This window comes from Sphingomonas sp. PP-F2F-G114-C0414, from assembly GCF_003688595.1.
Classification (GTDB): domain Bacteria; phylum Pseudomonadota; class Alphaproteobacteria; order Sphingomonadales; family Sphingomonadaceae; genus Sphingomonas.
Genome location: NZ_RCWT01000009.1, coordinates 960,156 through 982,611, shown reverse-complemented (window position 1 = coordinate 982,611; position 22,456 = coordinate 960,156). Strand labels below are relative to the sequence as shown.

At 65.6% G+C, this 22,456-nt stretch carries 20 protein-coding genes and 1 tRNA gene; 14 read left to right on the top strand and 7 right to left on the bottom strand.

The genetic code is table 11. The features are described 5' to 3' along the window. Window position 1: 1 nt before the first annotated feature. Window positions 2-1,681, bottom strand: coding sequence for an energy-dependent translational throttle protein EttA (ettA, locus tag C8J47_RS05140; RefSeq protein WP_121884658.1), 1,680 nt, complete (start codon window positions 1,679-1,681; stop codon window positions 2-4). A 121-nt stretch (window positions 1,682-1,802) separates the two neighbouring features. On the opposite strand from ettA, the gene C8J47_RS05135 reads away from it, so the two are divergent. The 3 genes from C8J47_RS05135 (at window position 1,803) to C8J47_RS05125 (ending at window position 3,838) form a co-directional block, all read left to right on the top strand. After that, a complete protein-coding gene (locus C8J47_RS05135; RefSeq protein ID WP_121884657.1) occupies window positions 1,803-3,206 on the top strand; it encodes a M20/M25/M40 family metallo-hydrolase in 1,404 nt (467 codons plus the stop codon). A 154-nt stretch (window positions 3,207-3,360) separates the two neighbouring features. Then, window positions 3,361-3,627, top strand: coding sequence for a hypothetical protein (locus C8J47_RS05130; protein ID WP_056050797.1), 267 nt, complete (start codon window positions 3,361-3,363; stop codon window positions 3,625-3,627). Window positions 3,628-3,762: 135 nt separating this feature from the next. Further along, window positions 3,763-3,838: transfer RNA gene (locus C8J47_RS05125), tRNA-Ile, on the top strand. Between the two features lie 530 nt (window positions 3,839-4,368). Here the strand turns inward: C8J47_RS05125 and C8J47_RS05120 are convergent. The 4 genes from C8J47_RS05120 to C8J47_RS05110 form a co-directional block, all read right to left on the bottom strand. Beyond that, entirely contained in the window at window positions 4,369-4,938 is a 570-nt protein-coding gene (locus C8J47_RS05120; RefSeq protein WP_259467367.1) for a class I SAM-dependent methyltransferase, read from the bottom strand. Then, window positions 4,935-5,192, bottom strand: coding sequence for a class I SAM-dependent methyltransferase (locus tag C8J47_RS19320; protein WP_220683332.1), 258 nt, complete (start codon window positions 5,190-5,192; stop codon window positions 4,935-4,937). Before C8J47_RS19320 ends, C8J47_RS05120 begins: the two co-directional genes overlap by 4 nt. A 661-nt stretch (window positions 5,193-5,853) precedes the next feature. Continuing rightward, entirely contained in the window at window positions 5,854-6,846 is a 993-nt protein-coding gene (araD1, locus tag C8J47_RS05115) for an AraD1 family protein (protein ID WP_121884764.1), read from the bottom strand. A gap of 188 nt (window positions 6,847-7,034) precedes the next feature. Then, a complete protein-coding gene (locus tag C8J47_RS05110) occupies window positions 7,035-8,357 on the bottom strand; it encodes a sugar MFS transporter (protein WP_183129016.1) in 1,323 nt (440 codons plus the stop codon). A 188-nt stretch (window positions 8,358-8,545) separates the two neighbouring features. On the opposite strand from C8J47_RS05110, the gene C8J47_RS05105 reads away from it, so the two are divergent. The 4 genes from C8J47_RS05105 to C8J47_RS05090 all read left to right on the top strand — a co-directional run bounded on the left by C8J47_RS05105 (window position 8,546) and on the right by C8J47_RS05090 (window position 14,099). Further along, a complete protein-coding gene (locus C8J47_RS05105; protein ID WP_404969249.1) occupies window positions 8,546-9,640 on the top strand; it encodes an aldose epimerase family protein in 1,095 nt (364 codons plus the stop codon). Between the two features lie 24 nt (window positions 9,641-9,664). After that, a complete protein-coding gene (locus C8J47_RS05100; RefSeq protein WP_121884656.1) occupies window positions 9,665-11,467 on the top strand; it encodes an IlvD/Edd family dehydratase in 1,803 nt (600 codons plus the stop codon). Window positions 11,468-11,732: 265 nt separating this feature from the next. Continuing rightward, complete coding sequence (locus tag C8J47_RS05095; protein WP_121884655.1) at window positions 11,733-12,722, top strand: LacI family DNA-binding transcriptional regulator; 990 nt, start codon at window positions 11,733-11,735, stop codon at window positions 12,720-12,722. Between the two features lie 144 nt (window positions 12,723-12,866). Continuing rightward, a complete protein-coding gene (locus tag C8J47_RS05090) occupies window positions 12,867-14,099 on the top strand; it encodes an MFS transporter (RefSeq protein ID WP_121884654.1) in 1,233 nt (410 codons plus the stop codon). A 15-nt stretch (window positions 14,100-14,114) separates the two neighbouring features. Here the strand turns inward: C8J47_RS05090 and C8J47_RS05085 are convergent, their stop codons facing one another. Both C8J47_RS05085 and C8J47_RS05080 read right to left on the bottom strand, forming a co-directional pair. Next, the gene (locus C8J47_RS05085; protein WP_259467358.1) at window positions 14,115-16,514 is read right to left on the bottom strand and encodes a TonB-dependent receptor; all 2,400 of its coding nucleotides are present in this window, start codon (window positions 16,512-16,514) and stop codon (window positions 14,115-14,117) included. 148 nt (window positions 16,515-16,662) lie between these two features. Next, entirely contained in the window at window positions 16,663-17,754 is a 1,092-nt protein-coding gene (locus tag C8J47_RS05080; RefSeq protein WP_121884652.1) for a Gfo/Idh/MocA family protein, read from the bottom strand. 22 nt (window positions 17,755-17,776) lie between these two features. On the opposite strand from C8J47_RS05080, the gene C8J47_RS05075 reads away from it, so the two are divergent. The 7 genes from C8J47_RS05075 (at window position 17,777) to C8J47_RS19130 (ending at window position 22,448) form a co-directional block, all read left to right on the top strand. After that, window positions 17,777-18,688 carry an aldo/keto reductase family oxidoreductase gene (locus C8J47_RS05075; RefSeq protein WP_121884651.1) on the top strand — a complete coding sequence of 304 codons (912 nt, stop codon included), beginning with the start codon at window positions 17,777-17,779 and terminating at the stop codon, window positions 18,686-18,688. After that, window positions 18,685-19,752 carry an LLM class flavin-dependent oxidoreductase gene (locus C8J47_RS05070; RefSeq protein ID WP_121884650.1) on the top strand — a complete coding sequence of 356 codons (1,068 nt, stop codon included), beginning with the start codon at window positions 18,685-18,687 and terminating at the stop codon, window positions 19,750-19,752. The genes C8J47_RS05075 and C8J47_RS05070 overlap by 4 nt, the downstream gene beginning before the upstream one ends. 129 nt (window positions 19,753-19,881) lie before the next feature. Beyond that, window positions 19,882-20,064: a hypothetical protein gene (locus tag C8J47_RS05065; protein WP_121884649.1), complete on the top strand. Its 183-nt coding sequence runs from the start codon at window positions 19,882-19,884 to the stop codon at window positions 20,062-20,064. A 79-nt stretch (window positions 20,065-20,143) separates the two neighbouring features. Continuing rightward, the gene (locus tag C8J47_RS19450; protein WP_259467357.1) at window positions 20,144-20,275 is read left to right on the top strand and encodes a hypothetical protein; all 132 of its coding nucleotides are present in this window, start codon (window positions 20,144-20,146) and stop codon (window positions 20,273-20,275) included. Window positions 20,276-20,375: 100 nt separating this feature from the next. Continuing rightward, window positions 20,376-20,741 (top strand): CsbD family protein, encoded by a 366-nt coding sequence (locus C8J47_RS05060; RefSeq protein WP_121884648.1) that lies wholly within the window; start codon window positions 20,376-20,378, stop codon window positions 20,739-20,741. A gap of 58 nt (window positions 20,742-20,799) precedes the next feature. After that, a complete protein-coding gene (locus C8J47_RS05055; protein ID WP_259467356.1) occupies window positions 20,800-22,278 on the top strand; it encodes a PAS domain S-box protein in 1,479 nt (492 codons plus the stop codon). Continuing rightward, complete coding sequence (locus C8J47_RS19130; RefSeq protein ID WP_183129015.1) at window positions 22,275-22,448, top strand: hypothetical protein; 174 nt, start codon at window positions 22,275-22,277, stop codon at window positions 22,446-22,448. The genes C8J47_RS05055 and C8J47_RS19130 overlap by 4 nt, the downstream gene beginning before the upstream one ends. The last annotated feature ends 8 nt before the right edge of the window (window positions 22,449-22,456 follow it).

The following is a 22,456-nucleotide window of genomic DNA, read 5'->3' as shown; positions in this document are numbered from 1 at the left end:
ATCAGCGCGTCAGCTTCTTGTAGGACAGCGCGGTCGGACGATCCGCCGCATCGCCCAGACGGCGGCGCTTGTCCTCTTCGTAGGATTCGAAATTGCCTTCGAACCATTCGACATGGCTGTTGCCCTCGAACGCCAGGATGTGCGTGGCGAGACGATCCAGGAAGAAGCGGTCGTGGCTGATCACCACCGCGCACCCGGCGAAGTTCTCGATCGCTTCCTCGAGCGCGCCCAGGGTCTCGACATCGAGATCGTTGGTCGGTTCGTCGAGTAGCAGCACGTTGCCGCCGCGCTTCAACATCTTGGCGATGTTGACGCGGTTGCGCTCGCCACCCGAAAGCTTGCCGACGTTCTTCTGCTGGTCCTGGCCCTTGAAGTTGAACGCGCCGACATAGGCGCGCGTCGACTGGTCGAACCCGTTGACCTTCATCGAATCGAGACCGTCGGAAATCTCCTCCCAGACGTTCTTCTTGTCGTCGAGATGATCGCGGCTCTGGTCGACATAGCCCAACCGCACGGTCGATCCCTTGTCGATCGTGCCGCTGTCTGGTGTCTCCTGCCCGGTGATCAGCTTGAACAAAGTCGACTTGCCGGCGCCGTTGGGACCGATGACGCCGACGATGCCGCCCGCGGGCAGCGTGAACGAGAGGTTCTCGAACAGCAGCTTGTCGCCGTAAGCTTTCGAAACGTTCTCCAGCTCGATCACCTTGCCGCCGAGACGCTCGGGCACCTGGATGACGATCTGCGCCTTGCCGGGGCTGCGATTCTCCTGCTGGGCGACGAGTCGTTCGAAGTTGGCGATACGCGCCTTGGACTTGGTCTGGCGTGCCTTGGCACCCTGGCGGATCCATTCGAGCTCGTTCTTGATCGCGGTCTGACGACCGGATTCCTCGCGATCCTCCTGCTCGAGGCGCTTGGCCTTCTTCTCGAGATAGGTGGAGTAATTGCCCTCGTACGGGAAATACTTGCCACGATCGAGTTCGAGCACCCAGCCGACGACGTTGTCGAGGAAATAGCGGTCATGGGTGATCATCAGCACCGCGCCCGCATAATCCTTCAGGTGGTTCTCCAGCCACTGGACGCTTTCGGCGTCGAGATGGTTGGTGGGCTCGTCGAGCAGCAGGATCCCCGGCTTCTGGATCAGCAGGCGGGTCAGTGCGACTCGGCGCTTCTCACCACCCGACAGCTTGTCGACCGGCCAGTCGCCCGGCGGGCAGCGCAGCGCTTCCATCGCGACCTCGAGCTGGTTGTCGAGCGTCCACCCGTCGACCGCGTCGATCTTTTCCTGGAGCGTGCCCATCTCTTCGAGCAGCGCGTCGAAGTCGGTGTCGTCCTGGGGATCGCCCATCTCGGCCGAAATCGCGTTGAAACGGTCGACCATGTCGGCAACGCCGCGCGCGCCGTCCTTGACGTTCTCCAGCACGGTCTTCGAGGCGTCGAGCTGCGGCTCCTGCTCCAGATAGCCGACCGTGACGTTCTCGCCCGGCCATGCCTCGCCGGTATAATCCTTGTCGATGCCGGCCATGATCTTGATCAGCGTCGACTTGCCCGCACCGTTGGGGCCGACGATGCCGATCTTGGCGCCATGATAGAATTGCAGGTTGATGTTCGACAGCACCGGCTTGGGCGCGCCGGGGAAGGTCTTCGTCATGTCCTTCATGACATAGGCGTATTGGCCGGCCACGGGGGTCTCCGTTCGGGTGTTCGTGAGGGCGGGATTGATCTGCGCATGTAAGGGCAGGCGCGAAGGTTGGCAACGCGCGCGCTCGGACCTAACGGTGGGTCGACACCAAGGGGAATAGCCGATGACGCGTATCGCACCATTTCTAGCGGCCTGTGCCGTCATCACCGCCGTTCCTGTCGTGGCGCAGCGCACCGCCGCCCCGGCAACCGCGGTCGACGCGAAGGTCGCCGCGCTGCGCGACAAGGCGCTGACCGACGATACGGCGTACAAGATCGTCGAGGGGATCACGACCGAGGTCGGCCCGCGCATGACCGGCACCGAGGCGGAAGCGCGCGCGCGCGTCTGGTCGGTCGCCAAGCTGAAGGCGCTCGGGTTCAAGAACGTGCGGATCGAAACCTACCAGCTGCCGGTCTGGCAGCGCGGCGCAGAGAGCGCCGAGATCGTCTCGCCCTACCCTCAGAAGCTTCGGCTGGTCGGGCTCGGCAATTCGGGTGCGACGCCGCCCGCCGGGCTGACGCTGCCGGTGACGTATTTCGCGAGCTACAACGACCTTGCGCTGGCGCCAGAGGGTAGCCTGAAGGGCCGGATCGCCTTCGTCTCGAATTCGATGCAGCCGACGCAGGACGGGTCGAGCTATGGCAGCCAGGGCACCGCGCGGTTCGTCGGCCCCAACGTCGCGGCCAAGAAGGGCGCGGCCGCGATCGTCATCCGTTCGATCGGCACCGACCAGGGCCGCGGGCCGCATGCCGGCACGACCAACTTCGAACCCGGCGTCACGCCGATCCCGGCGGCGGCGCTGTCGGTGTCCGACGCGGCGAACCTCGAACGGATGATCAGGCTCGGCAAGCCGGTGACGATGCGGCTGATCCTCGACGATCATCAGGTCGGCATGCGCGAATCCGGCAACATCGTCGCCGAAGTTCCCGGCACCGATCCCAAGGCCGGGATCGTGTTGGTCGGTGGCCATCTCGACAGCTGGGATCTCGGCACCGGCGCGATCGACGACGGCGCGGGGATCGCGATCACCGCGGCGGCCGCCAAGATCGTGATGGACGGCGGCCAGCGCCCACGTCGCACGATCCGCGTCGTCTGGTTCGGCGACGAGGAGGGCGGCGGCTTCGGCGGGCTCGCCTACGCCAAGGCGCATGCCGGCGAACCTCACGCGACCGCCGCCGAATCGGATTTCGGCGCCGATCGCGTCTGGCGGTTCGAAAGCAGCCTGCCGCCCGCCGCCAAGCCCATCGAGGATCGCCTGGCCGTCGCACTCGCGCCGCTCGGGATCATCCGCGGTGACGATGCGCCGCATGGTGGCACCGATGTCGGCCCGACGATCGCCACCGGGGTGGCCGGGATCGATCTCAACCAGTCGGGTCAGCGCTACTTCGACTTCCACCACACGCCTGAGGATACGCTGGAGCGGATCGACCCTGAGCAGCTTCGCCAGAACGTCGCGGCGTGGACCGCGATGATCGCAACGGTGGCCAATGCGCCCGAGGAAATCGGCCCGATCGTGCCCGGAAAGTGACCAGTCGCTGCAACCGAAACGTCATCGTTCTGCCGCAAACCTTGCGGAGAGATGAATTTAGCGGATTGACCCCCCGCCGGGGTCCGCTATTTGACGTGACTTCGCGACGGCAATCGGGTCGGCCGCGAGTGAAACTATGCTTGGGAGCATTCGAATGAAGAAGATCGTTCTGATCGCTGCTGCCGCCGGCCTGATGTCCGTCGCAGCCTGCAGCAAGTCGCCAGAAGCCGCCGCCGTTGAGAACAACGCGGACATGCTGGCTGACAACATGGAAATGCAGGCTGACAACATGGACGCCATGGCGGACAACACCTCGAACGGCGTCGCAACCGACGTTCTCGAGAACGCAGCCGACAACATGAACGCTGCTGCCGACAACGTCCGTGACGCTGCCGACGCAAAGACCGACAACATGAACTAAGACCCGTCGGGCGCTCGCGCTCGATAGAGTTTTAGTGTCGGAAAGGGCGTTCCTTCGGGAGCGCCCTTTTTCTTTGTGTCCGTTGCTTTGCGCTCTTTTGCGGGCTGGACGCTTGCGCTAACGCAAGCACCGGTGGGGCCTGTAGCTCAACGGTTAGAGCTGGCCGCTCATAACGGCTAGGTTGCGGGTTCGATTCCTGCCGGGCCCACCAACTCCCAATCCCACGCTGCACAGGTTGTCATATGGGCGTTCATTTCGCCTCTTTGCGGCTACTGTCTTTGTCCCATGCTGGAACCAGTAAGCTTGCCATAGATGGGGTAACCTTTGGGGGTATGCTCATCAACAGCGGCGGCAATACCCCCACGTAAGGGGTACGGTAATGGTCAGGCCACGGTCATGTGGCGATGCTTACCCGAACCGGCGGCGAAAAATTTGCGTTCACCAAAGCGGCTGACCGGGGCGGGCAGACGAGTTCCCGCACGTCCTGATCCGCGCAGTTTCGTCAGCGCTTCCCGCTCGGGCCAATTGGATCGATGATGTAGTCGGCGGGCTTACCAATTTTCCTGCGGATGCCGTGCACCTCAAGCCAGGACGTGCAGTTCGACGTCTCTCGCCGCGTCGCGATCCTCTGACCGGATGCCAGGAGCGCTTTGCCGCCGCCCTACTGCACCCATTACGAGCATGCGTAATAACATCCCGGGGACCGGCAAGGATGATCGTCGATTGTCCTAACGGCGCGAGTTACATGCGCTTCTTGGTACCGATCGCCACCCAGTACGGCACCCCGTCACGGAACCGTACATCCTCCAGGCCGGCAGCCTCCATCATCGCCTGAATCTGAGCTTTGGTGAATCGCTGCTCCAATCGCGTTCCAAAGCGATCGAGCGCGTCGGTCCGCATGGTATAGAAGCTGTATTTTCGATAGGAACTCAGCGGAATCGCATCGACGTTCCCACCCAGCCGGTCGACGACGGTCGCGACTTTTGCGGCAGGCCAATACACCGTGGCGGCGATCATCGAGGTGATGGCTTTGCGCGGACCGATCGGAAGCTTCGATATGCCGCGCCGGACCGTATCCGACGCTTTCCAGGTCGCGCGGAACCATGCGGGTCGCTGATCGAACGCGTAGTATAAATAGGTGAGGAAAGGCGCTCCGGGCTTCAGCTTGGTAACCGCGTCCCTCAGGGCCTGTGCCGTATCGGGAATATGGTGAAGCACGCCCAGCGAGTACCCGAAATCCTGGCTGCCGTCGGAGAGCGGTATGGCTTTAGCATCCGCGAGATGGAACTGGACGTTCGTGCTGTCTTTCAGGCGACGTCGAGCGCGGCGGCGGCGGGGTCGATGCAGTGCAGCTTACCGACTTTCGGCACGACTCCGGCCGCCCATCGGCCTGAGCCGCACCCGAGATCGAATCCCTCGGCCTCCGCAGGCAGTCGCGAAAAGTCGAGCAGCGAGAAATAGCCATCGAAATGGTGCTGCCATTCGTCGTTCGACATGGCCGTCTGATCGAACGCCGCCCACTCCTCGCCGAATCCCTCGACAGTCGCCTTGTCAATGTTCTGCACGCCCAGCCTCTCTCGTCCTTGGCACGATGGCCCGTCTGTCCTGTGTCCAGCTGCAACCGGGTCTTTTCGATCGCCGCAAAATGTGTTCGAAGCCCGATCCTGACGGAAGGTTCGCGCCTGCAGACGACGTGTTCCGCCGACAGCCGAAATCATCACCGATCGCACGATAAAACGCGCCGGATTATCTCCTGCCGGACGAACCGGCGAAGCATGCCGGACCGTCGCCTCCAATTTTTATGCCAAGTAGTTCTTCGTTTTTGACTGGTCGGCGCAATATTCGCCCAAACCTGATAACGCAAGCCATAACAAGCACATACATGTTGTGCTGTGCCGTTATTACCGGTGATACGAATTTCCAGCCGTCGCTATCGATCGGGCGACAGCATGTCTGCGCCGGGCGCGACGCGATCGCATTCTACGGCCTCGCCGCATTCGGAAATAGCGGTGACGGCTCATAGCCCACCCGTGTCGCGCGATCGTTTCGACCGCGTCATGCAGGACGCGGCGGGCGCGGCGTGACGGCCATCCGACGCACTCGTTATCCGATGACTGTCGATCCGCCGGACAAGACGGATCTACGGGCCATGCAAAGCCACATGCGCAACCGACGCTACGATGCGCGGACAGCCGAGCATCATAGCGTCGGTCGGTAGGAGCTAGCTTAGAGCGTGACGACCGACAGCGGGCGCGCGGCGGCCTTGGTCAGCGTGTTGCGCAGCGGCAGCGTGAACGGCGCGGCCTCGATCTCGAAGACGTCGCCCTCGCGCGTCGTCACGCCGTCCGCGAACGACAGCGTCGCGGTGCCGAAAAAATGGACGTGGACGTCGCCGGGCCGGCGGAACAGGTCGTATTTGAAATGATGCGCCTCGAGATTGGCGATCGTGTGCGACATGTTCGCCTCGCCCGACAGGAACGGCTTTTCCCACAGCAACGCGCCGTCGCGGTGAATGCGGCTCACGCCCTCGATATGCTCGGGCGGCGTGCCGACCAGCAGTTCGGGACCCAGCGACGCCTGCCGCAGCTTCGAATGCGCGAGCCACAGATAATTGTGCCGCTCGGTCACATGGTCGCTGAACTCGTTGGCGAGGCACAGCCCCAGCCGGAACGGCGTCCCATCCGGACCGATCAGGTAGATCCCGGCAAGTTCGGGCTCCTCGCCGCCGTCCTCGGCGAAATCGGGCATCGTCAGCGCGGCCCCAGGCGCGACCAGTCCCGAGCCATCGCCCTTGTAGAACCATTCGGGCTGCTGGCCGCGCTGGCCGGGCGCGGGCTTGCCGCCCTCGACGCCTTCGAGGAACATCCGCATCGAATCGGTCTGCTTGGACGCGTCCGCCGCCGCGCGGTGCATCTTGTCGCGCCCCTCGGCCGAGCCGAGATGCGTCAGGCCGGTGCCGGTCATGATCAGATGCGCCGGATCCACATGGTCTATCGGCGACACGATCCGCCCGGCCGCCAGCTCGACCACGATGTCGACGCTAGCGCCGGTACCGCACGATGCCACTGCCGCGGCCAGGTCGCTGCCGTCGGCGATCGCCTTGGTAGCCAGCGCGCGGACGCTGTCGACGTCCTTCACGAACACCGCGCGCTCGGCGGTCGCGGCGATCACCGAGCGCGTACCGTCGGCGCCGACATGCTGCAGCAAACGTAACGTCATCATTCTCTCCTAACGGACCCGGCGGTGACGGATTGCACCGACTCACGGCACAATGTCGTCAGATACACCAACGCCTCGACCGGCCGGAAAAGCGATCGAGGCGTATATATCGTATAAGTGCGCCCGGCAGAATAGTCCGACATGACAGCGAGCAGGGGTTGCCCCCTGCCGCGCAGTCATGCGGCCGATTATGCGACGGTCTGATCGGGCAGCGGATCGGTGACCTTCGATCCCCACACCGCATAGAACAGCACATAGAGTTCGCACGCCGCGGTCAGCAGGAACGACGACTGCAACCCGTAATTGTCGGCCAGCCAGCCCTGCACGATCACCAGCGCGCCTCCAGCGATTGCCATGATCAGCAGCCCCGAGCCCTCCTCGGTCAGCGGCCCCAGGCCCTTGATGCCGAGCGTGAAGATCGTCGGGAACATGATCGAGTGGAACAGCCCGACCGAGATCAGCGCCCACATCGCGACATGGCCGGTGGTGAAGGTGGCGATCAGCATGACGACGCACGCGCCGATGCTGGCGATCGCGAGCACGCGTTCGGCGGGCACGGTGCGCATGACATAGCTGCCGACGAGTCGACCGACCATCATCCCGCCCCACAGGATGAATAGGTAATGCGACGCCTGTTCGTGGCTCAGGTTGCCGATCTGCGGCTGGCTGACAAAGTTGATGAAGAGGTTGGCGACGCCGATCTCGGCGATCAGGTAGATGAAGATCGCTGGGATGCCGAACACCAGGTTGCGGTGCGACCAGAGCGACAGGCCCTTGCGCGCCTCCTTGGCGGAGCGCTGCGTCGAGGATCCCATCGCCGGCAACGGGAATCGCGCAATCACGATCGCGAGCACGACCAGAACGCCCGCGACGATCAGATACGGCAACACCACCGACTGCGCATCCGCGAGTCGCTCGGCGGCGGTCAGCGTCGCGGTCGAGCCCGCGGCCGCGGTGCCCGAAGTCGAGCGCCCCAGGATCAGATAGCCGCCGAACAGCGGCGCGAGCGTCGCACCCGCCGAGTTGAACGCCTGGACCAGGTTCAACCGCGACGACGCGGTCTCGGGCGGACCGACGACCGCGACATACGGGTTCGCGGCGACCTGCAGCAGCGTGATCCCGCTGGCGATGATGAACAACGCAACGAGGGTCACGCCGTAGGACGGGATCCGCGCGGCCGGCACCATCAACAGCGCACCGCCCGCCATCAGCGCGAGGCCGAACACCATCGACTTCTGATAGCCGATCCGCTCGATCAGCTTGGCCGACGGGATCGATGCGAAGAAATAGGCGATGAACCAGACGCTCTCGATCAGCGTCGTCTGCGTATAGCTCAGGTCGAACACGCTGCGCAGGTGCGGCAGCAGCGTGTTGTTGATGACCGTGATGAAGCCCCACATGAAGAACAGGCTGGCGAGCAACGTCAGCGCCGAGCGATAACTCGGCCCCGCGCCCTGCGCCCCCTGACTCAGGGGTCGTGTCGTCTGTGTAGGCTGTATCGGCATCGCCATAGTCGTCCATCCTCCGTGCCATGTCGGCGACCGATCGACAGTCTTTTACCGCATGGCTTGCTCAGAAATATATTGTCGGACTATATACCCCGACAAGGCGCGTCAACGGCGTCGGACGATTAAGGATGGGAACCGAAATGCGCGTATTGGGGACGACGGGGATCATCGTGGCGACGTTACTGGCGGTCATGCCGACACAAGCCGCGCACGCTGCCGAGGCGAAGCGTTCGCCCGCGGGCACGCTGCGGGACGGCACCGCGATCGAGGCGATCACGCTCAGCAACGCGCACGGCGTCTCGGCGCGCGTCCTATCCTACGGCGCGACGCTGCAATCGCTGATGGGCCCGGACCGCAGCGGCAAGATCGCCGACGTCATGCTCGGCTATGACGACCTCGCCTCCTATGTCGACCATCCCAATTTCTTCGGCGTGACCGTCGGCCGTTTCGCCAACCGCATCGCCGGTGGCCGCTTCACGCTCGACGGCAAAGCCTATCAATTGCCGCTCAACGACAAGGTCAACTCGCTGCACGGGGGCGGCAAGGGTTTCGACAAGGTCGCTTGGAAAGTGCTCTCGTTGAAGAGCGGCCCGACCGCGACCCTCGTGCTCGGCTATCGCAGCCCGGATGGCGACTCCGGCTATCCCGGCAACCTCGACGTCACCGTCACCTACACGCTCGACGAGGCCGGCAATCTCGGCATCGCCTATGACGCGAAAACCGACAAGCCGACGATCGTCAACATGACCAATCACGGTATCTTCGATCTCGGCGGCGAAGGCTCGCGGATCGGCACCTACGGCCACCGGCTGACGATCCCCGCCAAGGCGATCACCCCGGTGGACGACAAGCTGATCCCGACCGGCGTCCTGCAACCCGTCGACGGCACGGTGTTCGACTTCCGCGCCGGCCGCATCGTCGGTGATGGCATCCGCGACGGCCGCGACCAGCAGATCCGCTACGGGCATGGCTACGATCACAATTTCGCGCTCGACAAGGGCCTGACCGCCAAGCCCGAACTGGCCGCGCGGCTCGAGGATCCGGCTTCGGGTCGCGTTCTCGAGGTGCTGACGACCGAGCCCGGCGTGCAGTTCTACACCGGCAATTTCCTTGACGGGACGTTTGTCGGCAAGCACGGCCATCTCTACCGGATGGGTGACGGGATCGCGCTCGAACCGCAGAAATTCCCGGATGCCCCGAACAAACCGAACTTCATCTCCGCGCGCGTCGATCCGGGCAAGCCGTATCACCACGCGATGATCTACCGCCTTTCCGTCGCCCGCTGACACCCGATCTCCAGAAAGCCCCCGATGACCGACATGCCCAACCCTCTCCAGAAGCTCCGGAGCCGCGCGTGGTTCGACAACCCCGAGAACATCGACATGACCGCGCTCTATCTCGAGCGCTATCTGAACTTCGGGCTTAGCCTGGAGGAACTGCGTTCGGGCAAGCCGATCATCGGCATCGCGCAGACCGGCAGCGACCTGTCGCCGTGCAACCGCCACCATCTCGTATTGGCTGAACGGCTGCGCGAAGGCATCCGTGAAGCCGGCGGCATCGCGCTCGAATTCCCGGTTCACCCGATCCAGGAAACCGGCAAGCGCCCGACCGCCGGGCTCGACCGCAACCTCGCCTACCTGGCGCTGGTCGAGGTGCTCTACGGCTATCCGCTCGACGGCGTCGTGCTGACGATCGGTTGCGACAAGACGACGCCGGCCTGCCTGATGGCCGCCGCGACCGTGAACATTCCAGCGATCGCGTTGTCGGTCGGGCCGATGCTTAACGGCTGGCACAAGGGCGAGCGGACCGGCTCGGGCACCATCGTCTGGAAGGCCCGCGAACTGCTCGCGACCGGCGCGATTGATGACGAGGGCTTCATCAAGCTCGTCGCGTCGTCGGCGCCATCGACCGGCTATTGCAACACGATGGGCACCGCAACCACGATGAACTCGCTCGCCGAGGCGCTCGGCATGCAGTTGCCCGGCTCGGCCGCGATCCCCGCGCCCTACCGTGATCGCCAGGAAGTCGCGTATCGCACCGGCAAGCGCATCGTCGACATGGTCGCCGAGGATCTCAAGCCCTCCGATATCCTGACCAAGGAGGCGTTCCACAACGCGATCGTCGTCAATTCGGCGATCGGCGGCTCGACCAACGCTCCGATCCATCTTGCTGCGATCGCGCGCCATATCGGCGTCGACCTGCCGATCGACGACTGGCAGACGCACGGCCACAAGGTGCCGCTGATGGTCAACCTCCAGCCCGCCGGCGAATATCTCGGCGAGGATTATTATCATGCCGGCGGCGTGCCCGCGGTGGTGGCCGAGCTGATGAAGCAGGGCCTGATCCACGAAGACGCGATGACCGCCAACGGCAAGACGATGGGCGACAATTGCCGCGATGCGACGATCGAGGACGAGCGCGTCATCCGCCCGTTCGCAACGCCGCTCCTCCAGGACGCCGGCTTCATCGTGCTGCGCGGCAATCTGTTCGACAGCGCGATCATGAAGACCAGCGTGATCTCGCCCGAATTCCGCGCGCGCTATCTGAGCAATCCAGACGATCCCGAGGCGTTCGAAGGCCCCGCGGTCGTGTTCGACGGCCCGGAGGATTATCACCACCGGATCGACGATCCCTCGCTCGGGATCACCACGGACACGCTGCTGTTCATGCGTGGCGCGGGCCCGATCGGCTATCCGGGTGCCGCCGAGGTGGTCAACATGCGGCCGCCCGCGTATCTGATCCGCGAAGGCGTCCATGCCCTTCCCTGCATCGGTGATGGCCGCCAGTCGGGGACGTCGGGCTCGCCGTCGATCCTCAATGCCTCGCCCGAGGCTGCAGCGATGGGCGGGCTCGCGCTGATCCGCACCGGCGACCGCGTCCGCATCGATCTCGGCAAGGGCACCGCCGACGTGCTGATCTCGGCCGACGAGCTCGCCGAACGCCGGCGGACGCTGACCGCAGCCGGCGGCTATGCCTATCCCGGCTCGCAGACCCCGTGGCAGGAAATCCAGCGCGCCACCGTCGGCCAGTTGCAGACCGGCGCGATCCTCGAAGGTGCCGAGAAGTACCAGCGCATTGCGCAGACCATGGGCCTCCCCCGCGACAACCACTGATCCCGGTAATTGTAGCGCCCACGCCTCTTCCCCCCTCCCTGGAAGGGAGGGGTCGGGGTGGGTCGGCTTCCGCATCATCGAACGCGAGCGTCACAAGCGAACCAACCCACCCCCAGCCCCTCCCTTCCAGGGAGGGGAGTCCGTACCGCCCGGGGCAAGGCCAGCGGCATCTCGCCTCCCACGCCCAACGACCGCACAATCTAACCGATTGCCCAACGCAGTCGCCGATGCGAAACAATGCCATGACGCACGGACAGCATCGACGGTGAAACGGGTCACGATACGCGACGTCGCCACCGCCAGCGGAACCTCGATCAAGACCGTCAGCCGCGTCCTCAACAAGGAGCGCTATGTCGGCGCCGAAACGCGCGAGAGGGTCGAGCGCGCGGTGGCGGACCTGAACTTCCGCCCCAGTTTCGCTGCGCGCTCGCTCGCCGGCGGGCGGTCCTTCCAGGTCGCTCTGGTTTGCGACAACCCCAGCCCTGCCTATGTCTATGCGATGCAGCAGGGCATCCGCGACCGGTGCGAAGTCGATGGCGTCCGCGTCCTCACCCAGCCCTACGACCGGGGCTCGCCGCGTCTGCTCGCCGATCTCGACGCGCTGATCGCGACCAGCGGCCCCGACGGGATCATCCTGACGCCGCCGCTGTCGGATAACGACGACGTGCTGGCGCTGCTCGCCGCGCGCGCGATCCCCTTCGTCCGCGTGTCGCCCGGAACGCGGACGGGCCTCGCGCCGGCGACGTTCATCGACAACGTCACCGCCGCGCACGAACTGACCGCGCATCTGCTCGAGCGCGGTCACCGCCGGATCGCACATATCGCTGGCCCTCGCGACTATGCGACGAGTGCGCAACGGCGTGCCGGCTACGAAGCCGCGCTGCTGGCGGCCGGCATCGCGCCCGAGACCGAACTGATCGTCGAGGGGCGCTACGACTTCGCCAGCGGCGCGGAGGCCGCGGAAGTGTTGCTCGCACGCCCCTCCCCGCCGACCGCGATCTTCGCGGGCTCGGACGAGATGGCGGCGGGTGCGTTGATGGTCGCGCATCGCCGTGGCCTGCGCATTCCCACCGACATCGCGATCGCCGGGTTCGGCGACGATGCCCTGGCGAGCTATGTCTGGCCACCGCTGACGACGGTCCGCCAACCGGTGCGCGACCTCGCCTGGCAGGCAGCGGACCTGCTGCTGGGTCACGCGGAGCCGGACGAACGGCGCGCGGTGGCGCACGCGCTGATAATCCGCGCCTCGACCTGACCGATCATCCGGGGGGGGCGCTTCGCATGCCGGGCGACGTTGCGGACTGACGCCGGGGGCGGCATGAGGGCGCATGCGACAAGGGTCGAGCGCGATCGAACGCGCTATGCCATCGCTATCGGACTGTCGAAATCAGGAGAGCCTATGTCCACCGATCGCCGGCGCTGGATCATCGTCGCGCTCGTCTTCGTGGCGATCATGCTGAACTATGTCGACCGCCAGATCCTCTCGCTGTTGAAGCCGACGCTCGAGGCCGAATTCCACTGGTCGGACCAGGATTACGCCAACATGCTGTCGGCGTTCCAGGTCGCCGCCGCGGTCGCGTTCCTCGGCACCGGCTGGTTCATCGACCGCGTCGGGCTAAAGCTCGGGTTCGCGCTCGGGGTCGCGGTATGGAGCCTTGCGGGGATGGCGCACGCGGTCGTCAGCAGCGTCGGCGGCTTCATCGCCGCGCGCGTCGTGCTGGGCGGCGCGGAGTCGATCGGCACGCCCGCCGCGGTCAAGTCGGCCGCGACCTATTTCACGCAACGCGAACGCTCGATCGCGCTCGGCATCGGCAACACCGCCCCCAATATCGGCGCGGTCATCACCCCGCTGGTCGTCCCGGCGCTGGCCGTCGCCTATGGCTGGCGCGCGGCGTTCCTCGCGGCCGGTGCACTCGGGCTGGTCTGGGTCGTGGTCTGGTTCTCGGTGCGGATCCCCGCGGTCGCCGAGAGCAGCGTGCGCCCCGCGCCGATCCGCTGGTCCGATCTGTTCAAGCGCCGCGAAACCGCTGCGATCGCGATCGCCAAAGTGCTGTCGGACCAGGTCTGGTTCTTCATGCTAGCCTGGCTCCCCGACCTGTTCCACCGGATGTTCGGGCTGCCGCAGGGCACCGTCGGGCTCCCCGTCGCGCTCGCCTATGCGATGGCGGCGGCGGGGGCGCTGACCGGCGGCTGGCTGCCGACCCGGCTGATGGCGCGCGGCTGGAGCGTCGATCGCGCGCGCAAGGGCACGATGCTGCTCTACGCGCTGCTCGTCCTGCCGGTGACGCTGGTGCTGGTGGTCGACGATGCCTGGTCGGCGGCGCTGCTGCTCGGTCTCGGGCTGTTCGCGCATCAAGGGTTTTCGACCAACGTCTTCGCGCTCGCCACGGACATAGTCCCCGCCCGCGCGGTCGGCTCGACGATCGGGATCGCGGCGTTCTGCGGCAACATGTGGTCGATCGTGCTGATCCAGCTGGCCGCGGTGTCGCTCGCAGCGGGCTATGGCTATGGCCCGCTGCTTGGCGTCTGCTCGGTGTCCTATCTACTCGCCCTGGGACTGGTCCAGCTCATCATCCCGACCATCGTCGCGGTGCCGGACGACGGGTCGGACGTCGTAGCGATGGCGCACTGACGTCCGACCTCAAGGTCAGAAGTTGATCCGGCCGGTCACCCCGTAATAGCGGTCCGCCTCGCGCGGGATGATGTAGCGATACGCGCCGCCCGGCCCGCCGCTCGTGATCGCCGAGGCGAAGCTCGTGTCGAACACGTTCTTGACCGCGAACGTGATGCGGAACAGGTCGTCGCGCTGGACGATGCCCGCCGACAGGTCGAGCAGGCCGTAGCCCTTGATCGTCGTCGCCTCGCGGATGACGGCGCTCGCGTCGAGCTGCGAGATCTGCTTCGACTGGTAGCTGCTCTGCGCACCCAGCGCGAAGTCGATCCGCCCGCCGGTGCGATAGCGATAGTCCGCGCCGAGCGACCCCTTCCACTTCGGCGCATAGCCGAGCGGCGTGCCCGACGGCACCACGCCCGTCGTCACGCCGTTGGTTGGCACCTTGAACTGATCGATATGCGCGTCGGTATACGCGAGCCCGCCCGAGAAACTCAGGTCGCGGACCGGCTGGAACACCAGATCCAGTTCGCCGCCGCGCGTCGAGATCTCGCCCGCATTGGTGAACCGCGTCACCAGCACGCCCGCGACGATGTCGGGGTTGTTCGCCTGGAAATTATGATATTTCGCGTAGAACGCCGCGAGGTTGACGACCAGCTTGCCGCCGAACAGCGTGTTCTTCAGGCCGAGTTCGTAGCTGTCGGCGGTCTCCGGCGCGATCACGTTGGTGCCGGTCGCGGTCAGGTTGTAAAAGATGTTGAACGCCGGCCCCTTATAGCCGCGCGAATAGGTGGCGTAGGCTGTAGACTGACGGGCGATGTCGAACTGCACGCCGCCCTTGCCCGACCAATTGTCGTTGGTGGTCTTGGCGGTGAACGGCACGCCGTTCGAGGACGCGACGGCCTGCGTCGCGGCAAGATCGGGGCGGATGCCCTGCCCGACCAGCCGGACATACGCGTCGTTCACGCCCTGATCGAAATTGGGGTTGATGCCGGGGCCGGTCAGCGTCGTGCGACGGATATGCGACACGTCGAGCTGGTCGGTCGTGTAGCGGATCCCGCCGATCAGGCGGAGGCGATCGGTAAGCCGCAGCGTCCCCTGTCCGAACAGCGCGAAGTTCTTGAACACCGACCCGAAGTCCGCGGTCCCGGTCGGCCGCGTCGTCACGGTCCCGGTCGTTCCGCACGGGATCAGCACGGTGGTCGAGGTCGCCCCGGTGCAGGCGATGTCGTTGCGGGTAAAGGTGCGGTCGGTCTCGGCGCGCGAATAATAGGCACCCAGCACATAGCTGAAGACCTGGTTCGACGGCGATGTCAGCCGCAGTTCCTGCGTCAGCGTGTTGCTCACCTGCGGCCCGAAATCGTGCAGCTGGTTCAGCCCGACATAGGCCCGCGGCAGCCAGTCGCCATCGCGGATTTCCTCGTTGTCGTACTCGCGGTACGAACCGATATAGGTCAGCGTCTGGTTGCCGAGCGTCCAGTCGACCTGACCCGAAGCGCCCCAGCTCTTCTCGTTCGAGCGCGTGACCAGATCCTGGTTGATGACCCGGGACTTGTCGCCGCGCGGCGTCGGCAGGACGGTGGCGGACAGGTTGTTGGGCACGGTACCGATCACCTCGGCGCAGCAATTGTCCTTACTCCGGCGATAGTCGGCGATCAGCGTGATCGTCAGATCTGGCGTCGGATCGGCAACGACGATCCCGCGCACGCCGTAATGCTTGTAGCCGTTGACGCGCTCGTTGCCCTGCGCGAGGTTGCGGATGTTGCCGTCGTAATGGCCATAGAAGCCCGTAATCCGGCTCTTGATGATCCCCGAGATCGGCAGGTCGACCGCACCGCGCACGCGGTACTCGCTGCCGTTGCTGTAATACCCGCCCTCGACATAGCCGCCGAAGTCGTTGCCGGGTCGTTTGGTGACGATGTTGATGACGCCGGCGCTGGTGTTCTTGCCGAACAACGTGCCCTGCGGTCCGCGCAGTACCTCGATCCGGTCGACGTCGATCAGGTCGCTGAACGCTTCGCCGGCGCGGCTGTAGACCACGCCGTCGACCACCGTGGAGATCGACGGCTCGCCGGCGATCGAGAAGGTCGAGGTGCCGACGCCGCGCAGGAACAGCGACTGGTTGATCGCGGTGCCCGACTTGCGGAAATTGAGCGTCGGCACGAGATATTGCGCGCTTTCGAGGTTAGTGCCGCCCTTGGCGCTGATCGCATCGCCCGAGATCACCGAGACCGCGACCGGCACGTCCTGCAGACGCTCGGACCGCTTCTGCGCGGTAACGACGATGTCGCCGGGCTGATTCTGCGCGCCAGCAGTCGGCGCCTCGGCAGCTGCAACCGGCGCAGGCTGAGATGCATCGGTCGGCGGTGCCGCTGGCGCCTGCTGCGCGAATGCGGGGGCGGCAATCGCCAGCGCGGCCAGGGCGACGCCCGTCAACAATCCCGTGTTCAAATCGGCTCTCCCTTTTCCTACCTGACCGGTAGGTTATATTTCAAACGCCGCCTTGTCGTCGGCGGTTCGTCTTTGGTCCGGGCAAGGCCTGCTATCGTCGAGCCCGGTGTCAAACCGGGCGTCGAAACCGCCGTCAGAAGCCCAGTTCGCGCATCTCCACGACGCGGTGTTCGCGCGCGCTGATCTCGGCCGCGGTGCCGATCGCGACCGCCATCAGCCCGTCGCGCGCCGTCACTTCGACAGTCCCCTCGCCGCGCACCGCCGCAATGAATTTCTGGTGTTCGTAGAAGGTCGACCCGTGATGGCTGCCCGCGTCGAGTGCGACCGGATCGACCGCCACCACGCGGCGCGTAGCCCGCTTTGGGTTGCGGAAACCGACGCGCGGCGAGTGGATCAGCGCACCCTCGGGGATCAGCACCTCGAGCCGCGCCGCATCACCGACCGCCGCGATCTCCTCCTGGTTCTCCGCGCCGTCGGCGAACATCGACAGGTCGAGCATCGCGCGCACGCCGTTGGCGAAGTCGATCGTCGTGTAGCTGTTGTCGATGATGTCGGGCCGCGCGCCGTCGTAACGCTCGTCGAGATGGTTCACGTCCATCGCTCCCGAGCAATAGACGCGCACCGCCTCCGACTGCGTGATCAACCGCATCAGATCGAAGAAATGGCAGCATTTCTCGACCATCGTCCCGCCGGTGTTCCGCGCGAACCGGTTCCAGTCGCCGACCTTGGGCAGGAAGGGAAAGCGGTGTTCGCGGATCGACAGCATCTTCAGCGCACCGATCGCGCCACCGTGGATCTCGTCGATGAACGCGGCGGCGGGCGGCATGTAGCGATATTCCATCGCGGTCCAGAACGGCGCTTCGCTCGCCTCGGCCTGTTCGACGATCCAGCGCGCATCGTCGATCGTCGTCGCGAGCGGCTTCTCGCACAGGATCGCGATCCCCTCGCCGAACAGCGGTGTCAGCACGTCGCGGTGCGTGTTGTTGGGGCTCGCGACGATCACCGCGTCTACAAGGCCGCTCTTGGCCAACGCGCCGGAGTCGGCGAACGCAGTCACGCCATCTGCCCGCGCGCCCAGCGCATCTCGGGCCCAGCCGAGCGACGCCTCGGTCGGATCGGCGATCGCGGTAACGACCGCGCCGGGCGTGACGGCGAGGTTGGCGAGATGCTCCACGCCCATCATCCCGGTGCCTACCAACCCGTAACGGACTTGCTCAACCGGCATTCGTACCCCTATCATGACAACGATGTCTGACCTTCATGTTACACCTGATTCGCGTCCCCTCGGCAAGAGCGGAATCCTCGTCTCACCGGTCGCCTGGGGCATGTGGCGGTTCGCCGGCAACACCGAGAGCGAAGGCCGTGCGCTGATCGACGCGGCGTTCGAGGCCGGCGTGACGCTGTTCGACACCGCCGACATCTACGGGTTCGACGGCAGCGGCGGGTTCGGCGATGCGGAGACATTGCTCGGCCGCATCCTTGCCGCATCACCGGGCTTGCGCGACCGCATGGTGCTCACGACCAAGGGCGGCATCACCCCGCCCGTGCCCTATGATTCGAGCCGCGACTACCTGATGGCGGCGCTCGATGCGTCGCTCGCGCGGATGCAGGTCGAGCAGGTCGATCTCTACCAGATCCACCGCCCCGATATCCTGACGCATCCGCACGAAGTGGCGCGCACGCTCGAGGACATGGTGACGTCGGGCAAGGTGCGCAGCATCGGCGTGTCGAACTACACGCCCGCGCAGACCGCGACGCTCGCATCGTTCCTGACGAACGTGCCGATCGCGACGCAGCAACCCGAATTCTCCCCGCTGTTCCTCGATCCGATGACCAACGGGCTGTTCGATCAGGCGATCGAGCACGACATCGCCGTCCTTGCCTGGTCGCCGCTCGGCGGCGGTCGCATTGCCAAGCCGACGACGCCGCACGAAACCGCGGTCGCCGATGCGCTGGACACGGTCGCGGCGAAGTTCGGTGTCAGTCGATCGATCGCCACCTACAGCTGGATCATGGCGCATCCGGCGCGCGTGATCCCGATCGTCGGCACGCAGAACGCCGGCCGGATCGCCGAACTGCGCGACGTCTGCAAGGTCAGCTGGTCGCGCGACGACTGGTACGCGGTTCTGACCGCCGCGCGCGGAGCGCCGCTGCCATGACGACCGGCCCCTGCGAGATTTCGTGGTTCTCAGCGCTCTGCGATGACGATTACGAATTCCTCGGCCAGCCCGACCCCGCGCTGGCGTCGAGCTGGGAGCATTGCCGCGACATCGTGATGCAGGCCGAAACCGGCGGCTTCGACAATATCCTGCTGCCGTCGGGCTATGCGCTCGGGATCGACACGACCGCGTTCGCCGCGGGTATCGCCGCGCTGACCAAGCGGATCAAGCTGCTGATGGCGGTGCGCGTCGGCGAATCCTGGCCGCCGCAGCTCGCGCGCCAGATTGCGACGATCGACCAGATGACCGGCGGTCGCCTGACGATCAACATCATCTCGTCCGACCTGCCCGGCGAAACGCTCGCCTCGGCGCCGCGCTACGCCCGCACGGTCGAGGCGATGCATATCCTGAAGACGCTGCTCAACGGCGAGGCGCTCGATCACCAGGGCGAGTTCTGGCAGCTCAAGGTCGATCCGCCACGCATCCGCACGGTCTCGGGCAAGGCCCCCCTGCTCTATTTCGGCGGCCTGTCGCCCGACGCGCGCGAGGCGGCTGCCAAGGGCTGCGACGTCTTCCTGATGTGGCCCGACAAGAAGGAGACGGTCGCAGCGATCATCACCGACATGACCGCGCGCGCCGCCGCACACGGCCGCACGCTCCGCTTCGGCTACCGCGCACACGTCATCGTGCGCTATACCGAGGCCGAGGCGCGCACCTATGCCGACCGCCTGCTGTCGAAACTCGACGCGCAACAGGGTGCGGAAATCCGCGCGAAGTCGCTCGACTCCAACTCGGCCGGCGTCGCCGCGCAGGCCGCGCTCCGCGAAACCGCCGCCGATGACGGCTATGCCGAAGAGAATCTGTGGACCGGCGTCGGTCGCGCACGCTCGGGCTGCGGCGCGGCGATCGTCGGCGATCCCGATCAGGTGCTCGCCAAGCTGCGCATGTACCAGGACATGGGGATCGAGGCCTTCATCCTGTCCGGCTACCCGCATGCCGCGGAGGCCGACCTGTTCGCGCGTCACGTCCTGCCCCGGCTCGATCACGCCCCTCTGACGCGATAATCATACCGGGATCGCACCGGCATCGGCGGGTCCGCGCCGACATTTATACCCGTCGCACTGGTAGTTTCGGATCGTTCACCGCGCCGAAATTGGCCGTAGGTATGCGCCACGCAAACACGGGTGGTGGCCATGACGGATCTGTACGACGGCGGCGCAACGACTGCGCTCGACGACTTCATCGACGACGACGCGACGTATTTTCGCACGCGCGCGGCATGGCATCGTGCCCGCGCCTCAGTCGCGCCGGACTCGCCGACGCGCAACCTCCATCAGAAATTCGCGACGCTGTATGAAGCGCGTTCGCTCTCCTAACGTGGTACATCCCGCTTAGTGTTTGTGAGAAAAGTACCAGGAACCAATCGGTTACGCTCGGGTTTATCCGCCTGATCCGATGGCACATCGCTTTCGGACGATCGCTGGAGCGTTGTCGATGAAGCGTCTGTTCGAAATCGCCGAGGTCTCGACCTCGCGCGGACCGTCGCCTGCCCCACTGCTCCCCGGTCGCGACGCGGCAGCCGGGTAACGGCGGCATCCGCCCCCCCTACCCGCTTCGACATCTCCGCGCCTCTCTGCGCCGTGATCGGTCGAGCCGCTCGCGACATCTACAATCAAAGGACACCAGCATGAACAAGGACGAATTCCAGGGCGGTGCACGCTATGTCGGCGGCAAGGTCGAAAAGGCCATCGGCGACACCGTGGACAGCCGCGACTGGCAGGTCGACGGCGTCGTCGACCAGGTCGCCGGTGGCGCGCAGAACCTGTACGGCCGCGCGAAATCGGCGGTCGAGGACATCGTCGACGGCGCGCCCGAACTCGCTGACAAGCTGGGCAGCGAAGCGCGTCACGCCGCCGATCGCACCGCGAAGGTCGCTCGCCAGGGTGCGCAGACCGCGCAGGACTCGGCCAAGGACGCACCTTTGCTCTGGGCACTGGGTGCGGCGGCGATCGGCTACGGCCTCGCCTGGTTCGTTCACGGCCAGCGCGACTAAGCCTGTGACGTTGGTCCCGGTCCTCAAGTCTCTTCGCGACTCCGCGGATCTGCGCCATTTGCGCCAGATCATCGCGGGGCTCGACGAAGGCGTGATCCTGATCGATCCCGATCAGTCGATCCTGTGGGCGAACGCTGCGGCGCTCGCGATGCACGGGGTCGACTCGGTCGAGGATATCGGGGCCGATGTCGACGATTACCGCGGACGGTTTCAGCTACGGTATCGCAATAACCACCGGCTGAGCGGTGCCGACTACCCGATCGAACGCGTCGTGTCGGGTGAGGCGTTTTCGCAGGTCGTGGTCGAGGTCGCCGTCGCGGGCGAGGACGACCCGCGCTGGGTCCACCAGGTCCGCAGCCTCGTCCTGACCGACGACGACGATGCGCCGGAATGCCTCGTCCTGATCATCCAGGACGTGTCGGCGCAATTCGAGGCGGAAGACCGCTTCGAGCAGTCGTTCAACGCGAACCCCGCGCCCGCGGTGATCTGCCGCCTGAGCGATCTCAGGTTCGTCAAGGTCAACCAGGGGTTCGTCGAAATGACGGGGCACGACAAGGCCAATGTGCTGTCGCGCACCGTCTACGATATCGACGTGCTCGAACGCGCCGAGAAGCGTGATCTCGCCAAGCAGCGGCTGTCCGAAGGCCGCACCATCCCGCAGATGGAGGCCGAACTCGACCTGCCGGACGGCACGACCAAGCTCGTCATCGTCGCGGGCCAGCCGATCGACATGGGCGATCAGCCCTGCATGCTGTTCACCTTCGCGGACCTCGAACCGCGTCGCAAGGCCGAGACCGCGCTGCGCCAGAGCGAGGAGCGGTTCATGCGGACCTTCTCGCTTGCCCCCGTGGCGCTGGCGATCGGTTCGCTCGATGGCCACCGGCTGTGCGACGTCAACGAGGCGTTCACCGCGCTCACCGGCTATGCGTCGCAGGAGATCATCGGCCGCCCGCTCGGCGAAGTCGGACTGTGGGAAACGCCTGCGCTCCGGACCGCGATCGAGGCGGATATCGATGCCGGCGTGGCGATCCGCGACCGCGAGACTCGCATCCGCGAGAAGGACGGCGACGTCCTCGACTGCATGATCTCGGCCGAGCCGATCCATCTCGGCGACGAACCCTGCGTGTTGTGGGCGATGCGCGACATCAGCACGCGCAAGGCGTCCGAGCGCGAACTCGTCAACGCGATCGAAGCGGTGATGAAGGACACAAGCTGGCTGAGCCGGTCGATTATGGAAAAGCTCGCGCGGATCAGGACCCCGGAAGCGACACCGCCGGGCGTCGGGCTCGACGAGCTGACGCCGCGCGAGCGCGAGGTGCTGGCGCTGATCTGTCGCGGTCTCGACGACAAGTCGATCGCCCGCACGCTCGACGTCTCGGGCAACACGGTGCGCAATCACGTCGCACGGATTTATTCGAAGATCGGCGTCAACCGGCGCAACGCGGCGGCCGCCTGGGCGCGTGCACGCGGGTTCGACGGCGACTCGATGCCGACGCCGCAGCGCCCCGTCGCGCCCGCCAAGGAGATGGCAGCATGACCAGCAAGAAAGACGAGGCCGTGGTCCGCCAGACCAAGGGGTCCGTCCAGGAAGCCATCGGCAAGATCATCGGCGACGTCGCTGTGGAAAAGCAAGGCTCACGCGAAAGCAAGGCCGGCGCGAAGCAGGCGGATGCCGAGCCCCCCATCGACCCGAACGACAAGACGTAAGCGTTCGT